The organism is Paenibacillus sp. FSL R7-0204 (genome assembly GCF_038002225.1).
Taxonomy (GTDB): Bacteria; Bacillota; Bacilli; order Paenibacillales; family Paenibacillaceae; genus Paenibacillus_AQ.
Map to the genome: position 1 here is coordinate 2,414,906 of NZ_JBBOCA010000001.1, position 13,147 is coordinate 2,428,052.

The window sequence follows — 13,147 nt, forward strand, 5'->3', positions numbered from 1 at the left end:
TTTCCAGCTCCTCCCTCTCCCCGCATGACCCTTTACAGGAAGATCAGCAGCAGTGTACCCACCACGAAGCAGTAGTACGAGAAGTAAATCAGATTCCCCTTCGCCATAATGCCGATGAACCAGCGCATGGCGTAGTAAGTGGCGACCAGCGTGGTGAGGAAGGCGATCAGGTAGGGCATCGCCAGTGCAGAGCGGTTAGGGTCATGCACGATGTCGGATGCGCCCATGATCAGGCCCCCGATACTGATGGGAATGTACAGCATGAAGGAGAACTTGAGTGCGGTCTCCTGCTTCATCCCCACGGCAATCGAGGCGATCACGGTAGAACCGGAACGGCTGATGCCGGGAATCAGCGCTACCGCCTGAGCCAGCCCGACGATGATGGCGTCTCGCACGGTGAGGTTGCCGTCTCTTTTCTGGCCGCGCAGGTTGCGGATCAGCCAGAGGGCTACCCCGGTAATGAGTAAGCTGATGGATACGGTATGTACGGAAGTGAAGACGCGTTCGATCGTATCCTTGAAGAATACGGCAGCAACCGCTGCGGGGATCGTGCCGATAACGATGTAAATGCAGAACATGAACTCAGACCGGTATTTCGTATCGCGGGTCTGCAGGTAACGGAAGAAGCCTGTAATCAGATCCAGGATGTCTTTGCGGAAGATGAAGCAGATGGCAATCAAGGATGCTGTATTCGTTAGAATTTCAAAAGATAGCCCATTCTGCTTCATGCCGAGCAGACGTTGTACGATGATCAAATGCCCGCTGGAAGAGACGGGGATCGGCTCCGTCACTCCCTGTACAATGCCGAGCAGTAAGTATTTTAGCCAATTGTACCAGTTTTCCATGATTTCCTCCTGAATTTGAACTGCAAATAATGTGGATTAAGCCTGCCGTCTCCGGTACCGCTTGGAAAAGACGTACAGCCCGAAGCCGAGCAGGAACAGGGTTGCCGCCGGAAGAATGTAAGGCTTGACAATTTCGTCCACATGCTCCCACTGCGAGCCCAGCTTGAAGCCCAGATAGACATAGATCGATGTGATCGGAAGCATGGCCAGAAAGGTGTAGAGACTGAAGGCAAACACATTCATCTTGGCAATCCCGCAAGGGACAGAGATCAGCGTTCTCACGCCCGGAATGAAGCGCCCGTAGAAAGCTACGCCGTTGCCGTATTTCTCAAAAAAACGGTCGGAGGCTTCCAGGTGATGCGGACGGATGAAAAAGTACTTCCCGTACTTAGCAATCGCAGGTCTGCCCCCGAACCGGCCAAGGGCATACAGCGTTAACGGGCCGAACGTTCCTCCGACGGTTCCGGCAAGGATCGTAAGAATCAGCTTCATGTCCCCCAGATACACCCAGTACCCGGCAAGTGGAAGCACGAGCTCGGCAGGCACGAATTCAAACGACAAGGCGATAACGATGCCCGCATACGACAAATCTTTGAAAAAAAGAATGAATTCTGTAATCCATTGTGTCATAGGTTTCTCTCCCTTCTCAAACAAAAAGCCCCCTAATTAAAGGGGGCAGTTCATACAAACTGTCAGCTCCCTCTCATCTTTGCAAGGCATCCCGGATGCCTCTAGATGCTGCACCGTATATGCTTATAGCATTGACAGGTACAGCGGTATCATCGGGCTATGCCCTCCACCGAACTCTGGATAAGAGTATTATTCAATTTGATAACATTAAAACATACCTGTAACCCATTAAGCAAGTTTGAGAGAGGGGAGAAAATTTGGATGAAAATATGAGAGCGTTATTTCAGCTCAATCTTGAACACATCGCCCGCCTGGCCGCCGAAGACGGTCATGCCGCCTTGCGGCAACCGGACTGAAGGATCTTTGCTCACTCTGGAGTGGCTTACGATCATCCCGTCGGCATCATATACAACGAATCCGCCGCTTGGAGGAGCTGTCACGGTCATGGTTTTGCCGGCAGCTTTCTTGTCAATCTTGAACCACACGCTCTGGCCGCCCGCAGGAACGGTGCTGGTTGAGGCCGGGCCTCCGTAGATCGGCTTCACCGCATCGCCGCTGATATACGCATTGCCGTCGATGGTTAGATATTCTGCACCGTTCTGCTTGGAGAAGGTCAGATCGAAGGCGTCTCTGCCGTTCATGACCGGGATTTCAGCCTCATTGACGGCGGTGTTCTCGTCCACAATCCGCGTCCCGGTGGCGTAGCCTTGTTCAACTTCAATCGTCTTTGTCAAGATGGAAGGGGAGAGGTAGAAGAAGGAATTGATTTTCTCATCTACAGCGTAGTAATGCTTCCCGTCCCTCTGCGCCCAGGCCTGCTTCGTAGAAGCATTCAGCGGATTTGCGTCCAGCTTCTGGTACTCGTAAGTGACCATCAGCATTTGACCGACACCGGGGATAGTCAAGTGGGTGTTCAGCTTCAGATACGTCTTGCCGTTCTTCTGCTTATCGAAGCTCACGGCTGCGCTGCCGTCCGGGCTTGTGAACTGTCCCTTGCCGGTATAGATATACTTCTGTGCAGGAATGAGTCCGCCTTCCAGCGCAGGCAGATCCAGTGCTCCGTCCTTAATGGTTATTGTGGTGGTTGCTCCGACGGTCCCGTATAATCCCGAATAGGCTCCCAGCTCAGCAGGCATAGCCGCTTTGACCGGAGAGGTGAAGGTAGCATCCGGCAGAATCTTCTTAATCTTTCCGGTATCCTTCAGGTAAGCCAGCAGCACATTGGTGGCGAAAATAGTGTTATAGATTGAGCTTCCGCCTGAAGAGAGCACCGCGATGGATATATCGGATTCCGGCAGGGTAATCAGGTCAGCGTGATACATGATGGTATCTCCGCCTTTGGATAAGGCTTTGATTCCGTAATCACCGAACGGTGCCAAATCTACGGCATCCCAGCCCAGACCGTAATTGAAGCTGTTTCTCTCCTCAGGCACCCAGAGTCCGTTCTTGTATTCAGGCTGCTGCATCGCTGTAGCGGAGGCTTTCGACAGAACATCCGGGTGCTTGCCGTTCAGCATCTCGGCGAATGTGGTCAGATCTTCGGCTGTGGAATAGAGACCACCCGCTCCGAGGATATTAGCGTTCTCGGCAGGCAATGCTGGCTTAAGGCCCGGGAAGTAAGTTTTGGCAAGCTGCTGCCGGTTGAAGGTATCCAGCGGCGTCTTAGTGGAGCTTAGCTTCAGCGGGCTGCTCATATGCTGGTCCAGGAACTCTGTATAGCTGCTGCCGGTTACCTGCTCAATCATCAGTTCCAGCAGTTGAAAGCCGTCATTGCAGTATACGGAATAGGCTCCCGGATCGGATTTGAGCCGCTCAGACTGAAGCCTTGTCAGCAGGTCATCATGATTCTGTGTATCGCTATCATCCATCAGAATGCTGTTCCCGTAGTGGCTGCCATACAGGCCCGAGGAATGGTTCATTAACATGCGCGGTGTAATCTTCTTGTAGCGCTCGTCGGCCATCTTGAACTGCGGCAGATACGTAGTCAGCGGCTGATCAATGTCAATGATCTGATCTTCGGCAAGCATCATCGTGGCTGCGGAGACATGCATTTTGCTGACTGAGCCGATGCCGAACATCGTATCCTTCGTGATGGGGGTCCCGGCTGCCTGATCGGACAGACCGAAGCCGCCGGACACCGTAATTTTACCTTGATCCCTGATAGCATACTGCATGCCGCTTACCCCGTAATCGGATACGATCTTCGAGCCCAGCAGGCGGGCTGTTGCTTGCACCGGGCTCTCCTTCTCCTGCGCAGACACCTGGGCTGCGGGGATCACCAGCATGGCCGCCAGTACGACTGAAGTTAACTTGTTCATCATGAATTCCTCCTCTTGTGTCTCTTGGGTACTCTTCCTGAAGTTATCATACAGGCAGAAGAGAGGAGCGTGGCCGAATAACCCTGAAACGTTAATAACGATCCCTTAACGTAGAAACTTAGATTAAAAGGCACAAAAAACGGTAACAAAAAGTGAAAGAAGCGGAGGGGAAATTTGGAACTGAAGGAGCGGTAGCGACCGCCTGAAAGCTTTCCGCAGGAAAGCTCGCATCGTAAGCATATGCTTGGTTTGGATTTCTACCGCTAAGAGCGGTCCAATCAGGAAATCCAAATACAACAGCGGCCGGAAGTCCAAATGTTCACCGCAGTGACGGCGAAACTTAATGTTTAGTGCATTTTATATAGAAGCTTCGCGTGAGAAGGGGAGGACCACCATATTGTTGAATTCCCGATGCCCGGCCTCAATCGTCATATTGCCGCCGTACTTCTCACAGATTCTGGAGATATTGGTCAGGCCGATACCGTGGTATTCCGGGTCCGGCTTCCGGCTCTGCAAAGAGGTAGTCTCCGGGACGGTATGATTCAGGATGCGGATGAACAGCGCGGATTCACTGGAGTGCATCTGGATCAGAATGTAGCGGTCCTCGGCGAGCCGTACTTTTTTGGAGGCTTCAATGGCATTGTCCAGCATGTTGCCCAGCACAACGCACAGGTCATAACGGTCGATGTGAAGCTCACCAGGCAGCAGCTTAAGCCGGGTATCGATCCGGATGCCGTTCGCTTGTCCGATATTCAGCGTGTTCGTGACCAGCGCATCCACCGCCAGATGGCCGGTGTTGACCCGCTGATAGGCATCCCCTACCTTATTCTGCGTAAGCTTGATATGCTCCAGAGCCGCGGCCGGATCATCCCGCCGGATACACTCTTCAATGTAGAGGAACTGCTGATGGGTATCGTGGATGATTCTTTTAATCGACTTGAAGCTGTGCACCGTCTTCTCATAGTTGGCGTCCTGATAGTTCATCTGGTGCTGGAGCTGGGCGTTCTCATGCATGAACTGGAACTTATCCGTTATCGTATCGAAGATATAGACGATCATCACATTCAGGAACAGGAAGCCGAGAATCGCAAAGAAATAATAGAAATCCTTCGTGTTGTTCACCGTAAGGACGTTGATCTGATAGGTGCTGATAAGCGGGACGAGCAGGAACATCACATAATACCGGTAGGGCAGGGAGACGCTTCGCCGCTTGGAGATCAGCCGAATGATCTGAATGACAGGGAACATAATAATGCAGCTCAGGATCAGCCCCTTGATGAAAGCCGGCCGGTCAATCCCCGCACCTGAGTTCATGCTGGTATAGTCAACCGAATCTATCATTGAGAAAATATACAGCGACATAAAGCTGACCACCGTCATCAGCACAGCGTACAGCAGGGAGAAGATCACCTGAGTCTTCATCTCCACCTTATAGGCTTGCGCCATACTGAAGATCATCAGCAGAGCTATGCCGGAGGAGAAGAGAGGGGACAGCGGGGTGACCAGATAGAGGAAGCAGAGTATCCCGTAGATGAGGAAGTACATGATCCGGTTAGGCTTCCTGGCGGACTTATCAAATACGGAGGCAAAGAAGAATTGGGTCTGAAAGCACATCACCAGTACGACACAGACGACAAGGGTCAGATTATAGTGAGTCATAGGAGCTGCCCTTCATGATCATGAATTTGGTGTAGAAGTCCTTAACCTCTTTGATTTTGGACCGGCCGATGGGGAACTTCTGCCCGCCCGACATCAGCACGGAGCCGCCCGCGAACTTGTGGACATGCAGCAGGTTGATAATAATCGAACGGTGGATGTGCAGGAAATGGCTGTCCCGCAGTGCTGAAGCGTACTCTGCAATAATTCCTCTGGTCTCATAGATTCCTGTGGTGGTAATCACATTCAGCTTGCTCTTGACCGTCAGGCTCTTGGCCGCCTCAATCCCGATAATATCATCATGCCGCAAGACAACCTCCTCATACCCGGACTTGATGACCATGAACTTCTTATCCTGGGCCTGGAAGTAATCACACAGCTTAAGAATCTTCTCCTCCAGGAGCTGCGGGGCGACCGGCTTGATCAGATACTGGAAGGTAATCACGTCGAAGCTCTCCACCATATATTCAGGGTAGCTGGTCAGGAAGATAATCTGTTCGTCAAAATGCTTCCAGCTTCTGAGCCGGTGCGCCGTCTGAATCCCGTTCATGCCGCCCATCTCCACATCCAGAATCAGGATATGGAAGGGGGCTCCGCCCCGTTCATAGTGGGAGATTAAGTCCTCTCCTGAAGGAAACAGCTCAATTTCAAATTCGGTATCCGTCTTAACGGATAAGCCGACCAGAATCCTCTTCACCAGCTCCCGCTGCTGTTCTTCATCCTCACATACCGCTACTCGATACATCCAAGTGCCCCCCTTTATTCAGGCGCACGGCCTAAGTGGATAGTTGTACACAACATTATATAGTATGGTCAGAGAAATGAGCAGAACAGGGGATCAAACGCAGAAGTTAATCCCTGGACTGCACAAGCGGAGTGCTGAACATCCGGAGATCAAGGCGAACGCTTCGCTTTTACGAGGGGCGTACCGCCCGCTCCGCCGGGATAAGCACCGGCTATTCGAAATTCCTGCGTAGCGGAGAGCCGCTTATGCGCAGTTCCGGCAGGCAGCACCACAACGTCCCCGGCCTTAACGTCGGCTGTGTACCCGGCATCTCCGCCAAGCTGGAGCCTGGCGCTGCCGGAGATCACACCCAGCACCTCATGCGCGTTGCTGTGATAGTGGTGGTAAGGGAAGACGCCGTTCACCCAGCTGTTCAGCCAGCCGTTGGCATTGAAGATCTGTTCGGTGTCTTCCGGGTGGTCCCGGAGAACCCCTTTATAAAGCAGGACGGGAAGCTGCGGATTGTTCGGCAGCAGATCGTCCGCCTGGAAGCTGAAGGTAATAATAGATTCGTCTGGCACAGCTCATCATCTCCATGGTGTGGGATTAGTAAAGCTCTAAAGAAATTACACATAATGAGCGGTCGCTGTATTTACTTGATATTATTACCCTAACCAGCGGCTCAACCAGACAACATTCGGGTAATTTACGGCATACAGTGTAATATAACAATATTCCTGTTGTAGATGGCTGTGAAAGGGAGGAATCATTGTGAAATTCAAAAGTAAAATAGGTTCGCTGCTGGCTGCTGCAGTTCTGCTGCCTGCCATCCTGCTGCCGCCGGGAGCTGGGGCTGCTCCGGCACAGGCGAAGGCTGCATCGGCCGGGACAGTGGCTGCTGCCGCTTCAGCAACACCGAGTCCGGTGACGAACGGCCAGGTGCCGCTCACAGGGGCGATCAATGGCAATCTGCCGATCCATATGTCCATCAAGGTGGAGAGCGGCGGCAAGCTGACCGGCAGTTATTATTATGACAAATACAAACAGACGATCAGGCTCACCGGCAATGTCAACGGCAAAATCGCGCATATGTATGAGTATGACGCCAAAGGCAAGGAGACCGGCCATTTCCAGGGCTGGTGGATTCCCGGCACCGGCTTCGCCGGGGTATGGAGCAACCCGGACGGTACCCGGCAGCTGCCGGTTGAAGCGCTGACGAGCGCAGCGGCAGCGGGTCTCAAGGTTCCTAAGGCTGCCGATTGGAGCGGGGAATGGTATATGGCAAGTAATTCGCCCTTCTATGGATCTTATGTGGAATTCAGCAATGTGAAGAGCGATAAGCTGGTCTTCTCTATGGATGCCTATGATGGAGCCCATTCCGGCCAGCTGTATGAAGAGTCGGCAGTAGTCCGCAAACGGATGGCCGTCTATAAGGAAGAGGACGGTTCGGTAGTCTTTTTCTATCTGCTGAACGGCAATCTGTATGTAACCAGCCCTTCGCCGGTGTATTCCGCCGGAGCAGACGTAACCTACACCGGAGAATATGTGAGAGGTCCGTACGATGAGAAGGTCTACACGCTGAAGGACACTGGCGTCTTCAAGACGACGGCGGAAGACAAGGCCTTTCGTAAGGTGGTAGGGGAGGATTATGATCTGTTCCTGTACAGTATGCAGCTTCTGGATGAGCCGAAGGATTCGGATGGCCTGGGTGCGAGAGTGGTGCAGGGCGGTGTGCGGGGGCTGTATACCCTGAGCGAAGCCATCATCATGTATGATAAGCAGGGCCATTTCTGGGCGGCTGCGCTCGATTCGGATGAAGCCTCGGATTCGGACGAGGTTCCCGAGACCTTCGTGCGGTTCTATACCAATGTTCCGGGCACCAGCAAGCTGCCGAAGACTATTACGAAATGGATGGAGGATTTTCCCGATTACACAGTGGTCTACATGAATTTCTAAACCTTGCGGCAGAGCGTTTTAACTTTTTCATAACGGGTACATTGAAAGAGTGAGGGTCCGTTTGGCATGGGTAGCTACTGCACGAGAATCAGTGTACACAGGTTATGTCAGCGGAATCGCATGTCCTGCAGCTTTTCACTGAAAGGACGGGACAGCGCGCATGCGCAGGTCCTGCCGCTATAATGGAAGCTGCGGGTGCAACAAGAAACGGTATGCCTAACCCCTGACCGGGGGGCGGCATACCGTTTTTGCATGGATTCTGTTATAGCCGGAGTTCCGGCATGGAATCAAGTATATAACCGCTTCCAGTTCGCGTACCAGCGCTCCGTTTTGGCAGAGGGCTTCAGCTTCAGGTCCCGCCAGAGCAGGCTGCGCAGCTTCTCGTACTGCTCCTGCACGAAGCTAAGCTCACCCAGCCGGTTGTAGAATTCCATGAGTGCCAGATAACCCGGTTCGTGGTAGGGATGCAGCTCCACAATCCGTTGATAGGTGTTGACGGCCTTGGTGATATTATCCTTGACGGTATAATAATCGGCCAGCTCTGTGGCATGCTGGAGGGAGAGGTTCCTCAGCCGTTGCCGTTCACTCTCTGCCCACAGGTACTCGTAATCCCCCAGATAATCGCCGGTATAGAGCTTGAGCAGCTCTTCATGCTCCACGGCGTTATAATCATCCACCGGGTCCAGGGAGACGATTCCCTCCTCCCATAGAACCGCATCGATCTGCGCATCGCCGCTCTCCAGCATATACCCTTCACCCACGCTCGCATTGCTAATCACAAGACCGATCTCTGCCCGCTTCAACGATTGCCTGATCTGGTAGATGGCCGTGTACAGGTGGGTAGAGGCACGCTTGAACGAGACCTCTGGCCAGAGCAGCTCGACCAGCTTGTCCTTGACGACGATCCGGTCATGATGATATAGCAGGAAGGCGAACAGCTCCTGGGCTTTGGAGGTCCGCCAGCGGAAATCCCGGATAGGTACGCCTCCCCGTTCGAACTGAATCGCATTGAAGCAGCGTATCAGCAGCGTGTCTGGCTTGTCCGTCTCTTCCTGGTTGACCTTTCGGCTCCTGATCCGCTGGAGGGTCCGGCTCAGCCGTTCCCTGGAGACCGGCTTGAGCAGGTAATCCTGCGCGCTGACCTCGAAGGCTTCCAGCGCGAAGGTGTTATGGGCGGAGACGAATACAACGGCGGAGCCGGGACAGCACTCCTCAAGCTGCTTCGCAGTCTCCATGCCGTTCATTCCCGGCATATCAATATCGAGAAAGACAATATCTGCCTCCCAGCCGGACGCTTCGCTTAAGGCCAGCAGAGGATTGGTATAGGTTGCCGTTACAATGGTCGAGCCCAGCGCCCTGAGCGTGGATTCCAGCTGAATCAGGGCGAGTCGTTCATCATCGATCAGCACTACCCGAAGCATTGTAGCACCTCCTTGTACAGGATATAGCGGCTGGAGGAAGGGTTCACTCCACACGCCGGAGCGGAATCATAAAGGAGACGGTGGTTCCAAAGCCGGAGCGGCTCTGAATGGACAAGCCTTGCCCGTAGCGTTCAATCAGCCTCCGGTTCGTATTCCAGATCCCGATACCAGAGTTCTTGTCTGTGTGCTTCATCAGCAGGCGGTCAATCTGCGCCTGCTCCATGCCTTTGCCATTGTCCTGCACCGTAAGCCGGACCTGCTCCTCCTCCTCTTCAATGCGGATAGTCAGTAGGCCGCCCTCTATAAGACTGAGCAGCCCGTGACGGACGGCATTCTCGACCAGTGGCTGCAAGATCAGCGGGGGAACCCGCAGCAGTCCGGTATAATTCCGCTCCCACTTGACCTCCAGTCGTTCGCCGAACCGCACCTGCTCGATATATAAATAGGCTTCTACCAGCGATAGCTCCTGCTTCAAATGAACCAATGTACCGGTATTCATCAGATCGAAGCTTGAGCGCAGATAGGCGGAGAAGGCCTCAATGAGCTGCTGCATCTGGCAGATATCAATGGTGCTGAGTGTGGCGATAGAGTTCAGGGCGTTGAACAGGAAGTGAGGGCGGATCTGAGCCTGAAGGTAAGCGATCTCCAGCCGCAGGCTGTGGTCAATAGTTTGCTTCAGCCGCGCCAGTCCGGTAACCCTGTATTTCAATTCCAGGCTGTCAACCGGCTTGGTCACATAATCATTCGCCCCTTGCTGAAATCCGTAGTAGATCTCCTCGCGCATAGCCCGGGCCGTCAGCAGCAGCACCGGCAACTCCGACACCGGATACCGCTCCCTTACCCGGCGGGTCAGCTCATAGCCGGACATCCCGGGCATCATCACATCGGTAATGAGCAGATCCCAGGATTCCTCCTCCAGCCGCATCAAGGCTTCCTGTCCGCTTAACACAGAGGTCACCTGATAGATATCTTCATGCAAAATGGTCGAGAGCACCCGCAGATTAACGGGGTCGTCGTCAACGGCCAAAATCTTCAGTACGGCTTCATCCGTATCGAAGCCGGAGGGGGACGGTGGTACCCCCGACAGGAATGGTTCTTCGTCCTTATTACGCAGACGGATACTCCAGTCGGTGGATGCAGTACCCAGGGCTTCCACCGTTTCCGCTGCTTCTGCCCTGCCGAACCGCTCATCTATGCAGAAGGCTTCGTGCGCCAGCGGCAGGGAGAAGCGGAAGACCGAGCCTTCCCCAAGCCTGGACTCCACGGTCAGGCTCCCCCCGTGCAGCTCCACCAGCTGACGGGTAATGCTAAGACCTAGACCCAGGCCGCCATGGTCCTGTCCGCCAGCCTGTTCATAAGGGAGGAAGATGCGTGCGAGAGCTTCTTCCTCCATCCCCGCTCCGGTGTCGGCCACGCTGACCAGCATCTGCCCGTCCGCTTCTTCGGCAGTCACATGGATGCTGCCATTCTCTGTCCATTTCACTGCATTATGTACCAAATTGAAGAGGATCTGAATCAGCCGCTTCTCATCGGCCCACACACGCGGCAGCGAAGCGGAGGCGCTTACATGAAGTGTCAGGCTCTTGCCGTCCGTTAAGTAACGGAGCATGTCCATCACTCCGGTGGCGATTATATGGATGGACAGCGGGGCAGGATGGAGGACCATCCGGTTCTCCCGCAGCAGGGTGAGATCCAGCAGATCATCCAGCAGCTGTGACATTTGGCGCCCGATCCGCACAATTAGCTCCAGGTCTCCGGCGTCTTCTTCCGGAGAAGCTGTCCGCTTCTTGTCGTATTCCGACTGGGCAATGCTCATCATGCCGTGCAGCGGAGTCCGCAGCTCATGCGAGGTATTCATCAGGAACCGGTCCTTCTGCTTGTCCGCTTGCACCAGCTGTTCATAGAGCAGCCTGTTCTCGTTGGACCGTCGGATATATTGCTTCAGGGCATAGGAGGAGAATCCAATGATCGCAGCAAGAATATCAATCGGATAGAACGGAAGGTTCTTGTGATAATTATTCACTGTAGCTCCCCAGACCACACCCGAGATTAGACAGCAGGCGGTGAAGGTCAGGAAGGCGACATCTTTTTTGCGCTGATAGACCATCCTTGCGAAGACAACGAACATCCAGCAGGGCGGAATCATATACAGCAGATTGAAGAAGAGGATGGCTTGGGTTAAGGCGATATGTATAGGCAATACAGATAAGCCAAGCGTGTACACAGCAAGAAGGAATCTATACATCTTAAATCCGCGGCCGGATGCCGGGGTTCCATAGAACCTGTAAGTCAGCAGCAGCATGAAATAGACCATCCATAGATAAGACAGCATCTTGAGCTTGATCCCCCAGCTATAGCCAAGCGGCAGCACAATATATAACAGAAGATCATTATCTGCGCCAACAGAGACGGCAATTGTGACCAGCATAAGGGCAAACAGCAGCAGGGGCCAGCTCTTCCGGGACAACAGATACAGGATGAAGACGTACAGCGCATGAAGGAGGAGAATAACAATGGTGGTCAATTGAAAAGCAGAGGAATACCACTGCTCTTTGATAATAGAGGATTGTGCGCCAAGACGGATGGAATAGGAGATTCCGCCTTTCTCCATATGATCGAAATTGGCGGCTTGAACCAGAACGAGCATCTCCTGTGTCCCTTCAGGCAAGAGGTAGTCAACGGTATAGGGAACCGCTTTGGGCTTGTACAGCTCCTTGTCAGCAGCCGGCTGACCCATGGTCCACAGGACACGGCCATTGACCTCAATCCGGGAAGAAGCCTGGATCTGCTGGACCCAGAGGGTATAAGGCTCATCCAGCGGCTGATCGACCAGAATGCGGAGGGCAAATGTGCCATAGCCCAAAGAGGATCCGGACAAGTAATCCTTCCAGTTGCCAGGCACCTCTACAGGGACAACGGCTCCGGCGGCGCCTGAGCGGATATCGCTTTCGCTGACCAGTCGGTTCGGATAAAAGTCCCATGTCCCGTCGAGAACAAACGAATGGGCACTCTTGAAGGTCCAGCCGCGCAGATCAAGCACGCCTGCATCCGCACTGGGCTGCTCCGGCAAGGCAAAAATCTGCTGCCATACCCTTTGCATGCCTAACAACAGGGAGATATATATAACCACTAAGGTCAGATGTTTTAGATAATATCTGGAATTTTTATTCATCATAAATTAAAGATTTCGACAGACGCGAGGAAGCACCTGCATAAAAAATAAATAAATTATTGAACGATTAACAGAGGTCTGTGCGAAAAATTCACGAAAGGTTCTGGCGTCGGGGCTGTGATTCGGTCTCGTTCTTTTGTCCTGCTTTCCAGGCGGGCCAATAATGCTGCTTGCATAACCCTTTCGCATAATGCCGTCTGTTACAGTCTTCTTTCGTGCATTTTCTTTCGTTGACGGCTCTCAGTCTTCCCATATGTGCATCCCTCCATAACGGTTCATTTCAAGTCAAGCCCATTATAGAGAACCCTCATAGACAAGAACTGAACAAAAATGGAATTTAAATTCCATTTAATTCTAATCGTATTTAACCTCCCGGCTGCATATAAATGATGTACCAAGTCCGACAAATCCACAAAGATAATAAC

9 protein-coding genes and 1 riboswitch are annotated in these 13,147 nt (G+C 53.0%); of the genes, 1 reads left to right on the forward strand and 8 read right to left on the reverse strand.

From position 1 onward, the window contains the following. Nucleotides 1-32: 32 nt before the first annotated feature. From MKX42_RS10760 to MKX42_RS10785, 6 genes are all read right to left on the reverse strand, one after another. Nucleotides 33-845 (reverse strand): undecaprenyl-diphosphate phosphatase, encoded by an 813-nt coding sequence (locus MKX42_RS10760; protein WP_340752487.1) that lies wholly within the window; start codon nt 843-845, stop codon nt 33-35. A gap of 36 nt (nt 846-881) precedes the next feature. Continuing rightward, nucleotides 882-1,475 carry a DedA family protein gene (locus MKX42_RS10765; protein ID WP_340752488.1) on the reverse strand — a complete coding sequence of 198 codons (594 nt, stop codon included), beginning with the start codon at nt 1,473-1,475 and terminating at the stop codon, nt 882-884. A 70-nt stretch (nt 1,476-1,545) separates the two neighbouring features. Continuing rightward, nucleotides 1,546-1,662, reverse strand: a riboswitch (SAM riboswitch). Between the two features lie 91 nt (nt 1,663-1,753). Continuing rightward, nucleotides 1,754-3,793: a serine hydrolase domain-containing protein gene (locus MKX42_RS10770; protein WP_340757661.1), complete on the reverse strand. Its 2,040-nt coding sequence runs from the start codon at nt 3,791-3,793 to the stop codon at nt 1,754-1,756. Between the two features lie 357 nt (nt 3,794-4,150). Further along, entirely contained in the window at nt 4,151-5,452 is a 1,302-nt protein-coding gene (locus tag MKX42_RS10775; RefSeq protein WP_340752489.1) for an ATP-binding protein, read from the reverse strand. Further along, entirely contained in the window at nt 5,439-6,194 is a 756-nt protein-coding gene (locus tag MKX42_RS10780; RefSeq protein ID WP_340752490.1) for a LytR/AlgR family response regulator transcription factor, read from the reverse strand. The genes MKX42_RS10775 and MKX42_RS10780 overlap by 14 nt, the downstream gene beginning before the upstream one ends. Nucleotides 6,195-6,343: 149 nt before the next feature. Further along, nucleotides 6,344-6,754 (reverse strand): cupin domain-containing protein, encoded by a 411-nt coding sequence (locus MKX42_RS10785; protein ID WP_340752491.1) that lies wholly within the window; start codon nt 6,752-6,754, stop codon nt 6,344-6,346. A gap of 190 nt (nt 6,755-6,944) precedes the next feature. Here MKX42_RS10785 and MKX42_RS10790 point away from each other — a divergent pair, with 190 nt between their 5' ends. Continuing rightward, complete coding sequence (locus MKX42_RS10790) at nt 6,945-8,129, forward strand: hypothetical protein (protein WP_340752492.1); 1,185 nt, start codon at nt 6,945-6,947, stop codon at nt 8,127-8,129. 287 nt (nt 8,130-8,416) lie between these two features. Here MKX42_RS10790 and MKX42_RS10795 read toward each other — a convergent pair whose 3' ends face one another. Both MKX42_RS10795 and MKX42_RS10800 read right to left on the reverse strand, forming a co-directional pair. Next, nucleotides 8,417-9,550 (reverse strand): response regulator, encoded by a 1,134-nt coding sequence (locus MKX42_RS10795; protein WP_340752493.1) that lies wholly within the window; start codon nt 9,548-9,550, stop codon nt 8,417-8,419. A gap of 43 nt (nt 9,551-9,593) precedes the next feature. Further along, complete coding sequence (locus tag MKX42_RS10800) at nt 9,594-12,650, reverse strand: hybrid sensor histidine kinase/response regulator (protein ID WP_340752494.1); 3,057 nt, start codon at nt 12,648-12,650, stop codon at nt 9,594-9,596. Nucleotides 12,651-13,147: the final 497 nt, after the last annotated feature.

What these genes read in the sequence shown, in the direction of transcription:
- MKX42_RS10760 (WP_340752487.1), bottom strand. Translation starts at nt 845, where the DNA reads ATGGAAAACTGGTACAATTGGCTAAAATACTTACTGCTCGGCATTGTA.
- MKX42_RS10765 (WP_340752488.1), bottom strand. Translation starts at nt 1,475, where the DNA reads ATGACACAATGGATTACAGAATTCATTCTTTTTTTCAAAGATTTGTCG.
- MKX42_RS10770 (WP_340757661.1), bottom strand. Translation starts at nt 3,793, where the DNA reads ATGAACAAGTTAACTTCAGTCGTACTGGCGGCCATGCTGGTGATCCCC.
- MKX42_RS10775 (WP_340752489.1), bottom strand. Translation starts at nt 5,452, where the DNA reads ATGACTCACTATAATCTGACCCTTGTCGTCTGTGTCGTACTGGTGATG.
- MKX42_RS10780 (WP_340752490.1), bottom strand. Translation starts at nt 6,194, where the DNA reads ATGTATCGAGTAGCGGTATGTGAGGATGAAGAACAGCAGCGGGAGCTG.
- MKX42_RS10795 (WP_340752493.1), bottom strand. Translation starts at nt 9,550, where the DNA reads ATGCTTCGGGTAGTGCTGATCGATGATGAACGACTCGCCCTGATTCAG.
- MKX42_RS10800 (WP_340752494.1), bottom strand. Translation starts at nt 12,650, where the DNA reads ATGCAAAGGGTATGGCAGCAGATTTTTGCCTTGCCGGAGCAGCCCAGT.